Origin of the sequence: Rhizobium sp. WYJ-E13 (genome assembly GCF_018987265.1) — a bacterium.
Lineage (GTDB): Bacteria > Pseudomonadota > Alphaproteobacteria > Rhizobiales > Rhizobiaceae > Rhizobium.
Window position 1 is genome coordinate 237,840 of the sequence record NZ_CP076855.1, and the last position, 19,519, is coordinate 257,358.

Here is a 19,519-nt window from a genome sequence, read left to right on the forward strand (position 1 = left end):
TTCCTGGTGCCGCTTTCTTTTGGCGCCATGAAGGCCGGCGGCAGGGATGCCAACCCGCGCGAGCCCTTGGCGCCGCTGCAGGCGCCCGGTCCACTCGATCCGTCAAGGGTGGCTCTGGGTGAAGCGCTGTTTTCCGATCCTATCCTGTCCGGCAAGAACCAGCTGTCGTGCGCCAGCTGCCACGACCTTGGTGCGGGCGGTACGATCAACCGCGCGCGCACGATCGGCTACATGGGACGCGTGCATCGCTTCAATGCGCCGACGGTGTTCAACGTCGGCAACAATTACCGGCTCGGCTGGCGCGGAGATTTCACCTCGCTTGAGGCGCAAAACGAAAAGGTGCTGCTCGATGAAAACCTGATGGCGGCAACGTGGCCAACGCTGCTGCAGCGGCTACGCGACAACAACAGATACGCAATGCAGTTCGAGCGCGCCTACGGTGGGGTTCCCACGCGCGCGGCCCTTCTCGACGCTCTGGCCACATTCCAGCGGTCCTTGAGTACGCCCAATTCCGCCTTCGACCGCTACCTGGAGGGCAACAAGGCGGCGATGAATACTCAGGAGTTGGAGGGATACCGGATCTTCAAGGATTATGGTTGCGCCTCTTGTCACCAGGGTTCGAATATCGGCGGCAACATGTTCCAGAAGTTCGGGATCTTCTCCTCGGGATCGGCTGGCGACCGCGGAAGCGATAATGACGGTGACCTCGGACGGTTCACTCTGACGGGCCAAAAGCAGGATATCGGCGTCTTCAGAGTGCCGAGCCTGCGCAACGTGGCGGTGACAGCGCCCTACTTCCATGATGGCAGAATAGGCACGCTGCGGGATGCCGTATCACTGATGGCGCGCAGCCAACTCGGCAGAACCCTGACTGCCGAGGAAGTTGACGCCCTTGTGGCGTTCCTCAAAACACTGACGGGCGAATATCATGGACGAACGCTCAAAGCGGCCGCGACAATCCGCCATTGAGCTGTGGCGAATCCTGTTGCTTTTGGCGACCGCCTTTTCGCTCGCGGCCCTCGCGATCGGGCGGGTTCCATCTCGCGAAAATCACGAAGCGATCCTGACGAACCTTCGCGCCATCGATATCAATCATGCATCGTTGCAGCGCGACGTGCTTCAGGCCCGCGCCGGCCTGCTCAGGAACTACGATCCGCTCGTCAAGTCCATCGTCGACCTACACAGGACGATTGATGATTTGAGGCCGCTGTTTGTCGACAGCGGCGTAGAAACCTCCTCTGCGCTCGATGCGGAATTGTCGACGCTCGCCGCGTCGGTCGACATGGACGAACAACTGGTTGAAAGGTTTAAGACCGAAAATGCCCTGTTGCAGAATTCGCTCTCGCTTGCCAACCAGATGCTGAGCGATCTTAATGAAAGTAATGACCCGGTCGTCGTACAGAGTCTGGCCTCGTCGGGCGATCTCGGGAACCTGATGATGCGATTTTCGGCCGAGCCGGAACCGCAGATTGCAGCCCTGATCCGCAGTAAGCTTGCATCCCTGGTGCGCGCCGACGCGACGCGGGATCCGGACGTTTCGACCTTCGTGGCGCATGCCTCGTTGATCCTGACGATGCTGCCGTCGGTCGACGCAACGATTGAATCGATCCAGGCCTCCAGGACCTCTTCGGAAGCTCAGTTGCTGCAAACGAAATATCTTGATGCCTATGGCATCATCAGCAATCGCTCGGCATGGAGCCGAATGTTCCTTGCCTCCCTTTCGGTCATTCTTTGCCTTTATATTGCCGTGCTGATTTACCGGCTGCGCGCGCAGACGTTCCGGTTAACCCAGCAACTGGATTTCGAAAATCTCGCTGCCGCCATAAAGAAGCGCTTTGCCGACGACAACGCCTCAGCCCATTCCACCATGGTTGATGTCCTCGCCATGGTGGCGCGCTTCTTCGATGCAAGCCAATTCGCCTTCGCTGTTCTCGACATGGAAACCAAGGAGGTCCAGGAGCAATACGGTCAGTCCGACGAGGCGACGATTTCCCTGCTCATCGACCGCTTCTTCGAGACCCAGTCCAGCGTCTCCTTTGGCGAAAGCGGGCAATGGGAGCGTTTTTATCGCAATCTCCAGCAAAGCGAGATCCAGGCCTTTCCGGAAAGCGCGCTGAGTGCGGGGTCGGTTGCCGCCGCGCGTATCGATACCAATCATGCTGGTCTTATTCTGCTGGAACACGCGCAGGCGCGCATCAAGCCCAGCAACGACGAGGTGCGTCTACTCGCAAACACCATCGATGTAATCACCCAGGGTCTCAGGGCACAGCAGGAGCAGAAGGAAAAGGAAGCCTTGGAGGCTCGTCTCGAGCACGCACAGCGGCTGGAGGCGGTCGGGACCCTCGCAGGAGGTATTGCGCACGAATTCAACAACACGCTCGGAGCCATCATGGGCTATGGCGAACTTGCGCTCCAGCAGAGCCGCAATCCCAGCCGGACGCGCCAGTATGTACGCGAGATCCTATCGAGTGGACAGAGAGCCAAACATGTCATTGATCAGATCCTGACGCTCAGCCGTAAGCGCGAGCGTATCAGCAGGCCTTTTGATGTCCGAGAGGCCATTGACGACATTCTCCCACTCGTTCGCCTCTCCGTTCCCGGCGATATCGGCGTGTCTGCGACAATCGTTGACGGGCTGCCGGCGGTTTTCGGCAATCCGATCGAGCTGCAGCAGGTGATCATGAATTTATCCATGAATGCCGCACAGGCCTCCAGGAAAAGCGACCCCGTTGAGATCACCGTTGATCGGGTTGAAACGGCAGAAGAGCTCGTTCTTTCTCACGGCGAACTTCCTCCCGGTCGATATGTGCGGGTCAGCGTCGTCGACAGCGGATCGGGCATTGCGCCCAACGTCTTGCCACACATCTTCGAGCCCTTCTTCACCACCCGCGCGAAGGTGGGAGGCACCGGTCTCGGACTTGCCGCCGTCCATGGTTATGTCACGGGAATGAGCGGAATGATCGACGTGGAGAGCGAGCCGGGTCGCGGTACAAGCTTCAGGGTATACCTGCCGACCACTTGCTATGCTCCGGTGCCGCTCGCGGAATTTTTCAACGAGCGCAGCGTGCCAATCGGTCACGGACAACTCGTGGTTATTGGTCAACAGGATGCGAAGCTGCGCCCGATGTACGAGGAAAAGATTGCCGCCCTGGGTTATGAGCCGGTCGGCGTTTCCGATCTTGTCGCACTTGAAAAATGGCTGGACGGCAACGGCAGATCACCGGATCTGCTGGTGCTCGATCTAGACCTGTGGCCCACGTCGCCCGATCTCCACGCCATCGCCGACAAGTTCCGGCCGCTTAATATCCTGTTCCTGACAAACCCCACGCGGGACCTGATTGACGCCCGTGCCTTCCAAGACTTGTCGCTCCTGCGCCTGCCGGTAAGCTCCAACAACCTTGCGATCGGTCTGTCGAAAGCCATGGCCAACGTGTCGATCGCGGCTCGCAAAGCGCGGACCGCTAGCCTGTAGCGGCAGCCTTGGAAACAGGCCCCTCCGGGTCCCGCCGTTGAAATCTCAGCGCGCTTGGGACCGTCCAGAGGTAAAGCCCAAGGGCGGTCTCGAGAATGCTAACGAACAGCAGGTAGTAGATGTGTGACAAAGGATCGATCTGCAGGAATGCCGCGAGGCCAACGAGCGTCAGCCCTCCGCAGACCGCGTAAGATAGATTGTACGAGAACGACACGCCCGAAAAGCGAACCGGCGGTGGAAAGCAGGATATCATCACGACAGGCACGGCCGAGGCGACCGCACCCGAGAAGCCGACCACAGCACTGAGGAGGTAAAGGTGTTCGAGCCCTGGCTTTGCAAGCTCGAGAAAGGCCGCATCGCCGCAAGCAAACATCAGTCCGCCCAAGACCAGAACTCTTGCCGGCCCGATACGATCGAGGATGACGCCAGCAAGCACGACGCCGATCGTCAGCGATATCGTGCTGGTGCTGGCTGCGATCAAGGATTCCTCGCGGCTAATCGTGTGAGACTGCTCCAGCACTGTTGGCAGCATCAGCGTCAGCATAACGACGCTTGCGGTCAGGACCCATGTGCAAAGGACGGAGATCACGACGCCGGCGCGATAGTCCTTGACAACGACACGAAGCGGCATTTCCGGAACCAACAATTTGCGGGTCCGCATAGTAACGAAAACTGGTGTCTCCTGGAGCATCCGGCGCAGATAGACACCGATGGCGCCGAAAATCCCTCCGAGTAGAAATGGCAAACGCCATCCATAACGCAGGAAATGGTCGGTCGGCAACAAGGCCGTAATGGCTGTCGTGATGGTCGAGCCGACGAGGATCCCAATTGTAAGCCCGGCGCAGATCATGCCACAGGCAAACCCGACCCGGTTTGGTGCGACATGCTCCGATACGAAAGTCCAGGCACCGGGCACCTCGCCACCGATCGCTATGCCCTGCATGATCCGCAGTACCAAAAGCAACAAGGGGGCAGCGACTCCGATGCTGCGATAGCCGGGAAGAAATGCAATCGCGAGCGTGGAGCTCGCCATCAGCAGTATGGAGAAGGCAAAGACCTGCTTTCGGCCGAACAGGTCGCCGAAATGCGCCAGCACTATGCCACCGAGCGGTCGAAGAATGTAGCCGGCAGCGAAGATCCCGAGGGTTTCAACGGTCACCAGCCACTCGGGCAGATCCGGCGGAAAGAAAATCATGCCGATCGCATCCGCTAGAAAAATGAATATGACGAAGTCGTAGAATTCGAGCGCGCCCCCGACAGCAGCAAGCATGAGCATGCGCATGACCTCGCCCGTGCCATGCGAGGATGATATCGATGGTGCGTGCGTGTTGTTTGGGCGGGCCAATGTCGTGCCAATCGTGTCGCTGTCGGCAAACCATAATCACCTGTATAGGCGTCTCGTATGAGAAAAAACGCCAATTTCGTTACATTTGAAGCTAACGAACCGCTGCGGCTCTTTTTGGCCGGCCCTCGTCACGCTGTCCTTCACTTGAAATTCATATCCAGGATCTTGAAGCGCAGTTGCAATACTGGCGCGATAGCCGTGCAGGTCACGGAGCCAGTAAGCCTTGAGACCGATTGACGCTGCGCCGGACGTTTTGTTCAGGTTTGCCGCTCCGTCATCACCCACAGCGCCAACGGTCGACTCACCGAAGGAGGTAATGTGCCTGTACGAGACATCTTGACCATTCCCGACCCGCGTCTTCGCCGACGGTCCGCCACTGTTGCGTCCGTCGACGATGACATTCGCAAGCTCGCGGACGACATGCTGCACACGATTTATGATTGGCGCGCCGCAGGCCTTGCGGCCGTCCAGATCGGGGTGCCCAAGCGGGTCGTCGCCATCGACCTTTCGCGCGACGAGCACAACCGCACGCCTCTCGTTTTCGTCAACCCGGTGATTCTCGAAACCTCGTCCGACCAGACCCCGTTTCAGGAGGGCTGCTTGTCGGTCCCGGGCGTGCTGGCGAGCGTAAAACGACCCTCAAACGTGGTGGTGACCTTTACTGACCTAGAAGGTCGCACCCAAGTGATCCGAGCCGAAGGCCTGCTTGCGACCTGCCTCCAGCACGAGATCGACCATCTGGACGGCATTCTTTTCTTTGACCATCTGTCACCGAAAGACCGAGAGGACATTCTCGAGCGCGCCGCCAGGGTGCCGGCCGGCTGGCGCCCGCCCGGCGCGGAGTAATCGTCAAAGGAAGCGCCCCGTCGCCGGGGCGCGTTCTTGTTTACGGGACCAGGGTGACGCCTGTCAGCCTCTCGCTCTCTTGCCAGAGCCGTTCGGCGGTCATCGGATTGACAGCATAGGGACGCACGCCGAAATCTCCCTCGGACACCACTGGCGAAATGTCGCAATTCTCGCAATAGACACCGCCGAGATCGTTCAACAACGGGCTGGTGGCGCACCAGACCGTTGTTGCCGCCCCCTGGGGAAGCGTCTTCTTGTCGTTTTGCGGATCGATGACGGTCGTTCCGTCCTGCTCAATCGCGCCGAAAGCGACAAGCTCCTCTGTCGACATGAATTTGGCAAGCGGCCCGTAGATCAGACCGGGATGCAGTGCGAAGGCACGAATATCGTGCTCCCTGCCCCGAGCATCGGCGCTGACGGCAAACAGGACATTCGCCGTCTTGCTCTGGCCATAGGCGAGCCACCTGTCATAATCTCTGGCAACAAAGTTCAAATCGGTTAAATCGACATCACTGAGATGGTGCGCCCGCGACGACAAGGTTACGATGCGCGCGCCTCGCGCTGCCTTGAGCGCGGGCCAAAGGCGGCCCGTCAGCCTGAAATGGCCTAGGTGATTGGTCGACAGTTGTCCTTCGTTGCCATCCCCGTCGCGAAACAGTGGCGCAGCCATGATGCCGGCATTGAGGATCAGCCGGTCCACGGCGCGGCCCGATCGCAAAAACAGCGCTGCAAAGCGGTCGATCGAGGTCGGGTCGGTCAACTCCATCTGATAAACCTCGACATTGGCCAAGCCCGCCAACGCCGCTTGCGCCTTGGCGACGTCGCGAGTGGGAACGATGACTGTGGCGCCGATCCAGGTCAGGACCCGCGCTGTCTCAAGCCCGAGATGTGATCCTCCACCAGTCAGGATCACGATCTTTCCGGCAAAATCAACACCCTCCGCCACCTGTGCGGCGGTGGTAGCGGGGTTGAAACCGGTGCCAAGCGGCTGCTGTTTTTCACGCATGCACTGTCTCCTTGAGTTTTTTGGGCGGTACCCACCCGATGCCTGACGCGCATCAGAGAGGATCTGCTCTTCCTCATTAAGGTTGCGGGGTGTCTTTGCCCGTACCTCGTAAGGCGATCGGCGTCTCGACGCGGTTCCTATCGCTCCGGGACGTACGCATGGGGCTTGGCGCGGTATTCACCAAGCTATCCTTGGGTCTAGCCGACACGCTGTCGCCTTGGCTGCGAACCGCATCGCTGGGGCGGACACCGGTGAGGAACGCTGCGTCGCGTTTCTCTTGCCGACAGACATTTGTCCGGACAACCGCACGCCACCCGCTTTGCCCCCGGCTCATTCGACGAACCCGTCGATCCACCGGCACACGAACATGTAGCCGCTGTCGGAGTGTCCGTCCCAACCGGCAAGCAAATCCAACGGCTCGAGGTTGTCTGGATCCCCTCCTTGGGACGGTTCGCAACGAAAGAGACACGAGAGGCGATCTTTGATGGCGATGAACAAGCTTTTCATGCAACCATTCTGGCGCACCTGCATTTCACCGTGGTTTCACCCTACGGTTTTGTCGCTACCGTTGTAGCGATCTGCCCGAGCGCGAGGTCGGTGAGACCGAGACGAGTTCATATCCGGTCAAAGACAGCAATTCTTCGAGATCCCGCGTGGTCGCCGGATTACAGCACATGGCATCGCCGGTCGGACCAACCACGCAGGCAAAGATCCGTGTGCCAAGTGCCACTTCTCCGGAACTGTCGACCGCTGTTGCTACGATCCCGTCATTCGCGTGAGCCATTGGTCTCAAGCCGCTTTCGGCTGTCGCGTGGTGCCCACGCTCTTGAACCGCGCCAGGGCAGTGATCGCCTGTGTGACGGGCTGGGCGATATGATGCAGCCGACCGAGCTCAAGCACCGCATCGCAGATGGCTGCCAATTCGAGTGGAGAACCGCGCTCCAAATCCTGGAGCATCGATGTCTTGACATCACCCATCTTACGCCCCGAGCTCAAAATTGCGTCAGGGTCGACCTCGATGCGCGCACCGAATGCGGCAATGACCGGCAAGACCTCGAACAGCATTTGACGCGAGATGCCGGCAAGGTCTCCGTTGCCGAAGTTTTCGCGCAGTGTTGCTCCAGTTATAGCAGTGACAGGATTGGAGATGAGGTTTCTGACCACTTTCGTCCAAACCGCGTCGCGGATACGCGACGTCACACGCGTTTCGATACCCGAGAGTTTCAGAATATCGGCAAGGATCGTCACGCGTTCGGAAACCTGATCATCGAGCTCTCCGACCGTCATCTGCAGTGCGTTGATTGTCCTGGCCGTCCCGGGCTTCAGCCGCTCGGCGGTGATCATTGTGGTCGTTCCGATGATCTGTGCGGACGGCAGAAGCCCTTTCAAGACGTTGTCCGGATCCACAGCTTCGATCTGGCGACCTTCCCACGTACCTGCAAGCCTCTCGAAATACCACCATGGAATGCCGTTGATGACAGGAACGATCATTGTGTCGGGACCGATCAGCTGTTGAACGGATGATGCAAGCGTCGGCAAGTCCTGTGATTTTGGACACAGGAAGATGATGTCTTGCAGAGACAGATCATCAGCGTAACCCGCTTCCACCTGCACCTGGTGTTCCCCTTCCCTGTCAAAGAGACGGATACCCTCGTTCAAGATGGCGGTCAGGCTTGCGCCGCGCGCGACGATGCTGACGGCAAATCCGGCGAGTTTCAATCGTGCAGCCAAGGTCAGGCCGATGGCCCCAGCGCCCGCCACACAAATGCGTGGATGGCCGAAATCTGCGATGCTCTTGCGCTCCATTGTGCACTCCTGGATTAGCTTGCCAGATTAAGCATCGAAACTGTTTCGCCATGATTTCACGGCTGAGGTTGATTGCTACAGTTGTCACAGAAGTTGTGGTCCGTTGCTAACTGGTCATGAACGGCAATGGCTACCAGTTTCGCACGTGAGTTATGGCAAACAACCGGTCGACCAGCGCCTCGATCACTGTTTGCTTGTAGGACGGGATTGCCTCAAGCAACCGTAAAACACCGCCGTAGGTGACCACTCCGATGAAGCGTTCATCCGTCATCCTGGCCTGGCCTGCCGGTCCCCATACGCCTTCAATGTGGATATCGCCGATGCGCTGCGGTAGAGACGACACGCCGAGGTTCGAGACGACGGCATTGTTGTTCAGACTGCCGAGCAAACCCGCCGCGACCTGCGGATCGTCATCCGACCGCAAAAGCTCGTTGAGATTGCGGGTGCTTGCTTGGAACGCTTTCACGTTTCTGAAGGCATTGACTTGGGACGTATGGCGTCGGCAGGTTTCCCAGAATCTGTCCGTTCTCAAGTTTGAGATCGGGATCGGACTGGCATAGGCCCGCATCGCACATTCGTCCCCGTCGAAGCCGGCTGCCTGACGAAGATCAACCGGAGTGAGTATGGTATATTGACCCAGCCCCTCGCGTCGCCCGGCGACAATGGCAAGAGCCGTACAAATGACGCTGTTTATCGTCGTCTGCTCGCTGCGAGCACGATCGCGCAGTAGTTCGGTAAGATCTGCAGGTATCTCCGCCGAGGCAACACTTATCCTGTCGCCTTCAAAAGGTCGCCACAGCTGTTGCCCGGCGATGGCCCTCAGCATGTCTCTCCTTGCGGCCTGGGTTGCCGATTGATCAGCCTCGACCTGAGGCGGATCACCGATTCCGATACGTAAATCCGACCCATCAGGAACGTCGAGTGCGTCGACCGGATCGCCCGCCAGTGCTCGCAGGAGATCCCTCAAAACGATCAGGCCCGCATTGGCATCTGCGATGGCATGATGGAACGTAAAAATCACCATCGCCCGAGCGGGGCGGTGAAGAACCGTCGCCCGAAACAGGGGAGCACGAGGTTCGATATCGGTCTCGAGTTCCGACTGCACGAGGTTTTCCCACCGAATTTCCGGCCCCCAGGGAAGAACCGCCGGCTCTCGGCCAATGTCGCTGTCATAAAAGGCCGCTCGCTGGAGAGGGTCGCGAAGCACGATGGCACGAAGCAACGGATGGCGATGTTGCACTGAGCGGACGGCGTGTCGGAAATCATCTGGCGACCGCCTGGCTTTCAATTGCAGCGCTACGCAAAAATGCCGCGGATGAAGTTGCGAGTAATCGTACATCAACCGCTCGCTGATGCCGAGTGGTCGAAGCATGTGGCCGACGCCTGGAACCTGCATGATGTCTCCCGTGCCTGATATTGATGGGCGCAGTTTGGTCGACGCGCGTGGCAACACGGTTTCATTTTTTTCGGGTCCGCGTTTCAGGTGAAATCAGACATCGCGGGAGCATCATTTGATTAAAATCTCCGCCACGCTGCACTGGCCGGAGGCGCACGGTTGGAACGGGAACCCGGGTTGACCAGTCGCAGACAGTACGAAAGCGGTCAACGTGATCTCCTCCTCCGACTTCGCAGAGCCGTTCAGGCACAGGACGCCTCCGGATCGGTCGATGCAGGTTATCGTTGCGGCACCTGCCGCCCCAACATCGTGGCGCATTGGCAACAAGCAAAGACGCAGCCCGCAGGGACATGTCCGGCGCCCCCTGGCCGCGCCGTGTCGATTACGGCGTTAGCGTCACATTGACGTTCTTGACATCGGTGCAGTCGAGCAACTCCTCGATCGACTCCTCCCGGCCAATTCCCGAATGCTTCATGCCACCGAAAGGCGCGCCGGCAAAATGAGCGCTGCTGTTGTTAATCCAGATGAAGCCGGCCTGGATCCGTGCGGCTATCCGATGGGCGGTTGCAAGATCGGACGTCCATATCGCGGCCGTGAGGCCATATTCGACGGCGTTAACCGCCTCGATCAACTCTTCCTCCTCATGCCACTTCAAGATCGACAGGACCGGTCCAAATATCTCTTCCCTGGCGATCCTCATCTCAGGTGTGACATCACAGAAAACCGTCGGCAGGATATAAAACCCATGCGATAGGCCTGGATCGTCGGGTGCCCTTGCGCCGGTCACCAGGCGCGCCCCTTCCGACGATGCCGAATGAATAAAGGACCATACCCTTTCGCTGTGGCTCTCGCTGATCAGGCAACCCATTTCTGTGTCTTCATTGCTCGGCAAACCCGGCCGTATGCTCTCGACGCGATATCGCACGGCTTCCACGACCGCGTCATAAATCTCGGCGTGGACGAAGGCGCGGGACGTAGACCCACATGATTGGCCGCACCAAGCAAAGTTCATGCCCTTGACAATGCCGTCGGCCACCTTTGCGACATCAGTATCAGGGCAGGCGACGAAGGCATTTTTGCCACCAAGTTCCAAAGTTACCTTCTTGAGACCGTCAGCGGCCGCCCTGGCGATCGCCTTTCCTGTCGGGACCGATCCGATGAGGCCAACCTTGGAGACCAGCGGATGCCCGACGAGAGCGCCGCCGCATTCGCGCCCGCCGGAGAGGACCGAGAAAACGCCCGGCGCAAAAAGGCCAGACCACAGCTCCGCCAGCCGCAACGTCGAAAGAGGTGCCTGGTCCGGTGATTTCAGGATAACAGCATTGCCGGCCGCCAAGGGGGCGGCCATCTTCGTTGCAGCAAACAGCATCGGATGATTGAAGGCGCTGATACGGGCGATCACTCCCAAAGGCTCGCGCACCGTATAGTTCAAGATACCCTCCCCCATTGGCAATGTCTGCCCTTTTACCTCCGTCACCAGACCCGCAAAATAGTCGATTGACGATGCCGCCAAGTCGACATCTTTAACAAGCTCCCTGACCGGGTTTCCGCAATCGATGGCGTCGATAAGCGCCAGCTCGCGGCGATGGGAGCGTAGGATGGATGCCGCCTCGCGCAAAACCTTCCCGCGCTCGAGGGGCTTGGTCGCACGCCAAAACTTGAAGCCTTCATGGGCAGCGCGCACGGCAGCGTCGACGTCAAGTACGCCTGCCCAATGGACCGTTCCGAGGCTGGCCTGATTGGCGGGGCTGATAACGGGGCGCTGCTCGCCCGAAATCGCGGGGTTCCATCGCCCGCCGTAGAACAATTCCCTATTCTTCGGCAACATCTCCTCGATCTCGCGACTGTAAGTGTTCGTAACTGCCATGGCGTTCTCCTTCAACATCAAAGATTACTGTCCTTTGTGTTCGTCGCATTACCGATCACCGAATTTGGATCATAATCTTCAACTCTGCGTGGGCCGCCCGTGCCAGCGGCAGCGTTTGGAGGCCATCGACGCGCGTGGCGCGTAGGTGCGCCCTTGCGGATAGCGACATTGCCAGGCAAGTGCGACCCCCATTTGTGTCACAGACGACGACACAACGACAGGCAATTGGAAGCCACGCCCCAGACGGACCTTTTCCGCCCCAAGCTCGCGCCGATGCGCACTGCCCTTTGCCTGTCGCCCCAAATAAGCTCAAATTGCAGCCTTCTTGCCTGCAAGCGGTCCGGACCGGCCCCTTCAATCGAGATTTCACTATTGCACCGCACCGGTATCATAGCGACGCGGCGATCCAATCCAGGCTGCAATGGCTGCCATCGCGTGCTGCACCTGGGCCTTGTCCTGCAGCTCGCAAACCGTACCCGGCGAGCCAAGGGCTACCCCGCGAAACGATGGTTTGGCGGCCGTGAAGCGCTCAGCCCTGAGGGTCCTTTGGTTCCGGGACGATGCGCATATAAGGTTTTGGCGCTTTCCAACCCTGCGGATATTGCTCCCTTGCCGCCTCGTCGGAGACCGAACCGGCAATGAAGACGTCCTCACCCTTTTTCCAGTTCACCGGCGTTGCTACCTTATGCCTGGCCGAAAGCTGAAGGGAATCGATCACGCGCAGCACTTCATCGAAGTTGCGGCCTGTGGTCATCGGGTAGACCATGATCAGCTTGATTTTCTTGTCCGGTCCGATGACGAAGATGTTTCTGACCGTTTGATTGTCGGCCGCGCTCCGCGTCGTCGGATCGCCAGAGACCGCCGCGGGTAGCATGTTGTAGAGCTTCGAGACGGTGTAGTCGACATCCGCGATCATAGGATAATTCGGAATGAAGCCTTGCGTTTCGCCGATATCCTCGGCCCACTCAAAATGGCGTTCGAGCGGATCGACCGACAGACCGATGATCTTGACGCCGCGTTTGTCGAATTCGCCCTTGATACCTGCCATGTAACCCAATTCCGTGGTGCACACGGGCGTGAAATTCTTCGGATGGGAAAACAGGACCGCCCAGGAATCACCGATCCAGTCGTGAAAGCGAAGCTCGCCCTCCGTTGTCTGGACCGTGAAATCGGGCGCCGTATCGTTCAATGATAGGGTCAATGGGACCTCCGTTACTAATGCCTGTGATGTACCGGCGGCGTTATCGACCAAGGAGATGTTCGGATGATTTGGATTTCATCCCCGATTGTTACATCCGTCATCAACCCGCTCGAGAGGACTCGTTGGCGATGTTGTTACCGATGAAATGGAAGACTGCTCATAGGAAATCAGCTGTCGATATTCGTCGGGCATGATCGCGTCATGCTTGGCAGCCAGGAACCGCGCGCGGGAGTGCCGATCCAAGCAAAGTTGTACATTGAGCGGAGACGTCCATGAACAGGCCTGAAGTCGTCGGATTTTTCGATCGGCGCACCTCATCCATCCAATATGTCGTCATCGACACCGACAGCGCAAGCTGCGCCATCATCGATCCGGTGCTGGATTTTGATGCCAGGACAGGCAATGTGACCACCGAGAATGCCGACAAGCTGATCGAGTTCGTGTCCAGCCGCAATCTCAGTCTGCAATGGATACTCGATACCCACCCGCATGCAGATCATTTTACTGCCAGCCATTATCTGAAGGAAAAGACCGGGGCGATGACAGCAATCGGCGCCCATATTACGGATGTTCAAAGACTGTGGGCGGGTATCTATGCCTGGCCGGACTTTGTCTGTGATGGTTCCCAGTGGGATCGACTGTTTCGGGATGGCGAGGTCTTTTCAATCGGCACTCTTTCGGCCCGTGTGATGCATTCGCCTGGCCACACGCTTGCTTCGGTCACCTACCTGATCGACGACTGCGCGTTCGTGCATGATACGCTCTTCATGCCCGACAGCGGTACTGCGCGCGCTGATTTTCCAGGAGGCAGTGCCGAGGAACTCTGGGAGACCATCCAAAAAATCTTGGCGCTGCCGGACGAGACACGAGTTTTCGTGGGCCACGACTATCAGCCCGGCGGACGCGAGCCGCAATGGGAAACGACAGTGGCACGGGAGAAAGCCGGAAATATCCATCTTTTGCGCAGCGCCAGCGAAGGCGATTACGTTGCTTTGCGGCAGGCGCGCGACAAGACCCTGCCGATGCCGGAGCTCATCTTTCAAGCTCTGCAGGTCAACATTGCCGGTGGGCGATTGCCAGACGTTGACATGGACGGCAAGCGATATTTCAAGTTGGCGCTTAGCCGCTCCGCGGGCGACATGATCGCCGTACCCGGCTTTTCGCCTCGCAATGCATCGCCGCGACCCGGTTCATGACGGGTGCCGGGTCCGATCTCTTGGTGGCCGACCCAGACCGCATCGTTCGCTGAGCGCTTGCGGGCTTGACTGCTTGCGATAAGGATCTGTTCTGCCTCGACTGGAAAAGGCGTTCAGTCCTCGTCCACCATCAACAGGAACAGGCAGTCGCCACGCTCTGTCAATGTTGGAAAGCGCCGGCACAGGACGATCCCGTCAGTTCCAAAGACAAGGCTGGTCGGTTCGGCCAAGGGCGTGTCAAACGCATGCAGCAATCCCGCCTTTTGACCATTGAGAATAGGCTCGCCGCATTCCACATGAGGCTCGAATAGGCCAGTCTTCGGCGCATAGATGGAACCGCCGCGGCTCAGCGAGCGCATGAACCGTGTACCCGGCGAGGCCACCGCTTGGATCTTGGGGGTAATGCCATAGGCCTTGAGGACACGGCGAATGCCGTCTTCGGCGATCGACAGGCCCCGTGCGGAAAGTGTGCCACCGCTTCCCAGTTCAGTGGTCAGGGCCGGGATGCCGCGTTGTTCGGCCGCCGCATAAAGCGTAGTTCCAGCGCCGCCGCCTTCACCGGAGGTGACGACGCTGTAAGGGGCGCCGAAGGCTTCGAGCAGGGCGCGGTTTTTTGCCGCGCCGGCGGCATCGAGACCCGGGCGGGCGAGTGCCACCGGATAGTGATCGAGCGACTTGCCCCCCGAATGGAGATCAATGACGATATCGCAGAGGGGAAAGAGGACATTTTCGACATAGTGAGCGATCATTGCTGTTGGACCGCCGTTGGCCTCGCCCGGAAAGAGCCTGTTGAGATTGCCGTCATCGAGGGGCGAGACGCGGCGGCCGGTGACGACGGCGGGATAGTTGAGCGCGGGCAGGATGATGATGCGCCCCCGGACATCTTCGGGGGTGATCTGGCGGGCAAGATTGAGGAGGGCTATCTGACCTTCATATTCGTCACCGTGATTGCCGGCTGTCAGAAGAGCGGTTGGCCCATTTCCATTGCGGATGCAGATCATCGGTACCGGGATCCATCCATAGGCGGATTTGTCGGAAGAATAGGGGACACGCATATAATCGGACTGCTTGCCGTCCTGGTCGAAATCGATACTAGTCCAGATGCGGCTTGCGCTCGACATGGTGGCTTCCTTCCTGAGGATATTGAGATTAGAGGATCTTGCGAAGAAAGTTGCGGGTTCGCTCGTGACGCGGGTTCTCGAAGAAATCGTCGGGCGGCGCTTTTTCGACGATCATGCCGCCGTCCATGAAGATCACACGGTCTGCAACCTCCCGGGCGAAACCCATTTCGTGGGTAACGCAAACCATTGTCATGCCGTCTTCGGCAAGACCGGTCATGACATCGAGGACTTCCTTGATCATTTCGGGATCGAGGGCCGAGGTCGGCTCGTCGAAGAGCATGACCTTCGGACTCATGCAGAGCGCCCGTGCAATTGCCACGCGCTGCTGCTGGCCGCCGGAGAGCTGACCAGGGTATTTTTTCGCCTGTTCGCTGATGCGCACGCGTTCGATCAGGCCCATCGCAAGCTCTTCAGCCTCCCGTCGGGCGAGGCCCTTGGCTCGCGTCAGAGCAAGCGTGCAGTTTGCGAGCACCGTCAGGTGCGGAAAGAGGTTGAAGTTTTGGAAGACCATGCCTACGTCACGGCGCAGCTCGTGGAGGCGCGAGATCGAAGGACCGATCTCGCGACCGTTCACCTCGATGCGGCCGCTGTGGTGGGATTCCAGTTGGTTGATACAGCGGATGAGGGTTGATTTTCCCGAACCCGAGGGACCGCAGATGACGATCTGCTCGCCCGCCATGACTTCGAGATCGATGTCCTTGAGGACGTGGAAGTGGCCGTACCACTTGTTAAGGCCCTGGATGGATACGGCGGCTTGGGTCTGTGTCATTGGCGTCGTCACCGTCTGGAAGAAAGGAGTAACCGCTTTTCGAGCAGCCGCACGAACTGGGCGACGGACACGGCGAGCAGCAGGAACGTGATCCCGACGATTGCCATAGGTTCGCCATAGCGGAATGTGTCGGAGGCGACCTGCATGGAAGCGCCGAGCATTTCGTTAACCCCTATGACCGAGAGGTAGGGCGTCGACTTCAGGATCGAGACGAAGTAGTTGCCCATCGGGGCGGCGATATTGCGCAGCATCTGCGGAGCAATCACGAAGATGACCGTATCGATACGCTTGAGCCCGAGCGCCTTGCCAGCCTCGAACTGGCCTGCAGGAACTGCGTCGATCCCCGCCTTGAACACTTCGGCCAGGTAGCCGCTGTAATAGATGCTGAGGCCGATCATGCCGACGCCGAGCGCAGGCAGTGTTACCCCGTAAAATGGCAGGACGAAATAGAAGAAATAGATCTGCACCAGAACCGGGGTCGAGCGGATGAAATCGATCACGAAGCGGATGAAGATACCGAGATAGCGGTTCGACCGCCGCAACGTCTCCAGGAGGAAGCCGATGAGCGAAGCGCCGACGCACGCGACAAGCGCCACGAGGATCGTGACAGGCATAGCCTCGATCACCGTCGGCAGCATCGACGCGGCAAAATGGAGATCAAAGTTCACGGTTGCCCCTCCCCTGCGGAACTGTGCGCTTTTCAAGCCAACGGCCGAAGATCGTGGCCGGATAGCAGATCATGACATAGGCAATCAGCAGCGCGCTATAGATGCCGGCGGGATCGAAGGTCAGCTGGTTGATCTCCATGGCCCTGTGGGTCATGTCCGACAGCGTGATCAGCGATACGAGCGCCGTTCCCTTCACCAGCTGGATGAACTGGTTGACGAAGGTCGGTGTCATCGCGCCGAATGCCTGGGGCAGCTCTATGGACCACAGGATCTGGCGGCGCTTGAGGCCGAGCGCAAAACCGGCTTCAACCTGCCCCCGGTCGAGCGCCTGCAGGGCTGCACGCACCGACTGGCTGCCATAAGCGCCGATGTGAAGGCCGAGCGTCATGGCGCCGACCGTGATGCCGGACAGGGTGATGCCGAGCCCCGGCAGCGTGTAGTAGAAGACGAACATCAGAACCAGGATCGGCGTGCTGCGCCAGATTTCGATGATCGCCGTCACCAGCATGTTTCGCCAGCCGCGGGTGAAATATTGCAGGATACCGAACGCTAGCGCGAAGGGTACAGCGTAGAGCATGCCGAGCAGCGTCACCGTCGCGGTGACCCCGAAGCCTTCGAAGATGCCGGAAAGGATGGCCGTAAAACTCACGTCCCTGTTTCCTTTTGCGGCAGGATTACTTGGCGGCACAGATATCCGCAGTGGATTTGGCAGGCGCGGTGTCCGCGTCGGTGAAGCCGTATTTCGTCATCAGCTGCTTGACGGTTCCGTCCGACATCATGGTGGCAAGCTGCTTGTTATAGGCATCCTTCAGGTCGGTTTCGTCCGTGCGAAAAGCGATGGCCGTATACATGGCGGCCTCTGTCCCATCGGGTTTCTGCAGCCCCTTGAAAGGCATCGCCCGCTCCAGGCCGGACAGGTTGGGGTCCGTCAGCAGCGATTGCGCCGACGGGGCGGAAATGGTCGCCGCATCGGCGCGGCCCGATAGGATTGCAGCCAAGATTGCCTGCGCGTCCGTCAGCTGCAGCACCTGGCCGGGCGGCACGCCGGCATCGATAGCATTCTTGGTATTCAGCGAACCGCGGCCGCCGGCAAGCTTGATATCCGCATCGGCGACAATATCGGCATAGGAATGGATGTTCTTCGGGTTGCCCTTCTTGACGATGAGTCCATCGAGGACGGAGAGGTCCGGTTCACTGAAGGTGACTTGGCCGCAGCGCTCCGGCGTGATGGAAATGCCTGACGCGATCATGTCGAAGCGGTTGGCGTTAAGGCCAGGGATCAGCGCGCCGAAATCGGAGATCACAAAATCGATCTCCTTGATGCCGAGAGGCGCGAAGGCGGCACGCACGAGATCCGGATGGAAGCCGGTCACCTCTCCATCCGCGCCGCGAAAACCCCAGGGCACACGATTGTGGATGCCGACTGTCAGCTTGCCGTCGGAAAGGGCCTCCTGCAGCGTCTTTGCTTGAACAGGAAGGACGATGGCTGCCAGCAAAGCAGTCGACAGGGTAAGCGCGGTCGCCAGTCTTAAAATCGGATTGCTCATGGTATTCCCCTTTTCTTGGTTGGTTTTCGATTGTGGCTCAAGCCGGGTCACGTCCAGCTTGCGTGACGACGCGACTTGCGACTTCGTCGAAGAAGGCCTGGACGTCATTGGCGAGGTCTTCGGGATCTTCCAGACCGACGCTGATGCGAAGTACGAGATCCTCTCCCTGCCAGGCTGTCGCCGTGCGGTACGACTTGACGGGCATCGGTGCCATGAGGCTACGCGTTCCGCCCCACGACGCGCCAATTGCGAACGTCTTCAGCACGTCGAGCGCGGCGGCAACGTGCGGTACGGCCGCCGGCTTGAAGGTCACGCTGAAGACGCCACTCGACCCCAGGAAGTCCCGCTTCCAGATCGCATGGCCCGGAAAATCGGGCAGCGAAGGGTAAAGCACCTGTTCGACGAGTGGGTGCTTGGCGATCCAATCGATGAGCGAGTCCGCTCCTGAAGCGGCATGTTTCAACCGCACGCCGAGCGTTTCGAAGCCGCGCAGAACGAGGGATGCATCATCGGCAGAAACACCGATTCCAAAACGGCCGAGCACCGTACGGATCGGCACAATCAGGGCCTCGTCGCGGATCGTCAGCGAACCCAGCAGCACATCGGAATGACCGGATATGTATTTGGTCAATGCTTCGGTCACGATATCAGCGCCGAGCGTCAGCGGTTTGTAGTTCATGGGCGTCGCCCAGGTATTATCGCAGCCGACGAGCGCACCGCGGCGGTGGGCGATTGCAGCGATCTGGGGCAGATCCTGGATTTCCATCGTCGTGGATCCAGGGGATTCGCACCAGACGATCTTGGTGCGCTCGTCGATCTGCCGTTCAAGGTCGCCAAGGTCGACCGGATCGTAAAAGGCAGTCTCAATGCCCAGCCGGCCGAGGTCAAGATTGGCGAAGTCTCGCACCGGTGGATAGGCAGTATCGGCGATCAGGATTTTGTCGCCCGCCTTCACGAAGGGAAGCATCGCGAAACTGTTTGCCGCCTGACCCGATGGCAAAAGGAAGGTTCGTATCCCCTGCTCCAGCCGGGTGAGTTTTTCTTCCAAGGTGCGTGTCGTCGGTGTACCGTAAAGCCCATAGCTGTAACCGTCATGGCCGCGCTCTCCACGCCTTGCATAGGCTTCAGCATTCTCGAAAACGATGGTCGAGGCACGGTGGACGCCGACGCCGAGGGGATCGAACCCGTCCGTCTTGATTCTGGGAGTAACCACGCACCGTGTCAGATCTTTCATATCCGCTCTTTCTCTTGCGTCCTTGCGCTTCAAAGAAACACGTTG

16 protein-coding genes are annotated in these 19,519 nt (G+C 59.0%); 4 read left to right on the plus strand and 12 right to left on the minus strand.

Going from position 1 to position 19,519, the window contains the following annotated elements:
• Positions 1 to 27 precede the first annotated feature (27 nt).
• Both KQ933_RS32485 and KQ933_RS32490 read left to right on the plus strand, forming a co-directional pair.
• Positions 28 to 969, plus strand: a complete 942-nt coding sequence (locus KQ933_RS32485) for a cytochrome-c peroxidase (protein ID WP_253958470.1) — start codon at positions 28 to 30, stop codon at positions 967 to 969.
• Complete coding sequence (locus tag KQ933_RS32490) at positions 929 to 3,472, plus strand: two-component system VirA-like sensor kinase (protein ID WP_216760988.1); 2,544 nt, start codon at positions 929 to 931, stop codon at positions 3,470 to 3,472. The genes KQ933_RS32485 and KQ933_RS32490 overlap by 41 nt, the downstream gene beginning before the upstream one ends.
• Here KQ933_RS32490 and KQ933_RS32495 read toward each other — a convergent pair.
• Positions 3,462 to 4,754, minus strand: coding sequence for an MFS transporter (locus KQ933_RS32495; protein ID WP_253958471.1), 1,293 nt, complete (start codon positions 4,752 to 4,754; stop codon positions 3,462 to 3,464). The genes KQ933_RS32490 and KQ933_RS32495 overlap by 11 nt on opposite strands.
• 399 nt (positions 4,755 to 5,153) lie before the next feature.
• On the opposite strand from KQ933_RS32495, the gene def reads away from it, so the two are divergent.
• On the plus strand, positions 5,154 to 5,663 hold the full coding sequence (gene def, locus KQ933_RS32500) for a peptide deformylase (protein ID WP_253958472.1): 510 nt from the start codon (positions 5,154 to 5,156) through the stop codon (positions 5,661 to 5,663).
• A 40-nt stretch (positions 5,664 to 5,703) separates the two neighbouring features.
• Here def and KQ933_RS32505 read toward each other — a convergent pair whose 3' ends face one another.
• The 5 genes from KQ933_RS32505 to KQ933_RS32525 form a co-directional block, all read right to left on the minus strand.
• Positions 5,704 to 6,669 carry an SDR family NAD(P)-dependent oxidoreductase gene (locus tag KQ933_RS32505; RefSeq protein ID WP_216760992.1) on the minus strand — a complete coding sequence of 322 codons (966 nt, stop codon included), beginning with the start codon at positions 6,667 to 6,669 and terminating at the stop codon, positions 5,704 to 5,706.
• Positions 6,670 to 7,458: 789 nt separating this feature from the next.
• Positions 7,459 to 8,475, minus strand: a complete 1,017-nt coding sequence (locus tag KQ933_RS32510; RefSeq protein WP_216760993.1) for a ketopantoate reductase family protein — start codon at positions 8,473 to 8,475, stop codon at positions 7,459 to 7,461.
• A gap of 130 nt (positions 8,476 to 8,605) precedes the next feature.
• Positions 8,606 to 9,847 (minus strand): hypothetical protein, encoded by a 1,242-nt coding sequence (locus KQ933_RS32515; protein ID WP_216760995.1) that lies wholly within the window; start codon positions 9,845 to 9,847, stop codon positions 8,606 to 8,608.
• A 406-nt stretch (positions 9,848 to 10,253) separates the two neighbouring features.
• The gene (locus tag KQ933_RS32520; protein WP_216760997.1) at positions 10,254 to 11,738 is read right to left on the minus strand and encodes an aldehyde dehydrogenase family protein; all 1,485 of its coding nucleotides are present in this window, start codon (positions 11,736 to 11,738) and stop codon (positions 10,254 to 10,256) included.
• 529 nt (positions 11,739 to 12,267) lie between these two features.
• On the minus strand, positions 12,268 to 12,939 hold the full coding sequence (locus tag KQ933_RS32525) for a peroxiredoxin (protein WP_216760998.1): 672 nt from the start codon (positions 12,937 to 12,939) through the stop codon (positions 12,268 to 12,270).
• A 272-nt stretch (positions 12,940 to 13,211) separates the two neighbouring features.
• On the opposite strand from KQ933_RS32525, the gene KQ933_RS32530 reads away from it, so the two are divergent.
• Positions 13,212 to 14,135 carry an MBL fold metallo-hydrolase gene (locus KQ933_RS32530; protein WP_216761000.1) on the plus strand — a complete coding sequence of 308 codons (924 nt, stop codon included), beginning with the start codon at positions 13,212 to 13,214 and terminating at the stop codon, positions 14,133 to 14,135.
• Between the two features lie 113 nt (positions 14,136 to 14,248).
• Here the strand turns inward: KQ933_RS32530 and KQ933_RS32535 are convergent, their stop codons facing one another.
• From KQ933_RS32535 to KQ933_RS32560, 6 genes are read right to left on the minus strand one after another with little or no spacing between them, the layout of a single operon-like run.
• Positions 14,249 to 15,256, minus strand: coding sequence for a succinylglutamate desuccinylase/aspartoacylase family protein (locus KQ933_RS32535; RefSeq protein WP_216761001.1), 1,008 nt, complete (start codon positions 15,254 to 15,256; stop codon positions 14,249 to 14,251).
• A 28-nt stretch (positions 15,257 to 15,284) separates the two neighbouring features.
• Positions 15,285 to 16,025, minus strand: a complete 741-nt coding sequence (locus KQ933_RS32540) for an amino acid ABC transporter ATP-binding protein (RefSeq protein ID WP_216761003.1) — start codon at positions 16,023 to 16,025, stop codon at positions 15,285 to 15,287.
• Between the two features lie 8 nt (positions 16,026 to 16,033).
• The gene (ehuD, locus tag KQ933_RS32545) at positions 16,034 to 16,693 is read right to left on the minus strand and encodes an ectoine/hydroxyectoine ABC transporter permease subunit EhuD (RefSeq protein WP_216761005.1); all 660 of its coding nucleotides are present in this window, start codon (positions 16,691 to 16,693) and stop codon (positions 16,034 to 16,036) included.
• Positions 16,683 to 17,342: an amino acid ABC transporter permease gene (locus tag KQ933_RS32550; protein WP_216761006.1), complete on the minus strand. Its 660-nt coding sequence runs from the start codon at positions 17,340 to 17,342 to the stop codon at positions 16,683 to 16,685. The genes ehuD and KQ933_RS32550 overlap by 11 nt, the downstream gene beginning before the upstream one ends.
• A gap of 25 nt (positions 17,343 to 17,367) precedes the next feature.
• Entirely contained in the window at positions 17,368 to 18,240 is an 873-nt protein-coding gene (ehuB, locus tag KQ933_RS32555; RefSeq protein WP_216761008.1) for an ectoine/hydroxyectoine ABC transporter substrate-binding protein EhuB, read from the minus strand.
• A 37-nt stretch (positions 18,241 to 18,277) separates the two neighbouring features.
• Positions 18,278 to 19,474 carry a PLP-dependent aspartate aminotransferase family protein gene (locus tag KQ933_RS32560; RefSeq protein WP_216761010.1) on the minus strand — a complete coding sequence of 399 codons (1,197 nt, stop codon included), beginning with the start codon at positions 19,472 to 19,474 and terminating at the stop codon, positions 18,278 to 18,280.
• Between the last annotated feature and the right edge of the window lie 45 nt (positions 19,475 to 19,519).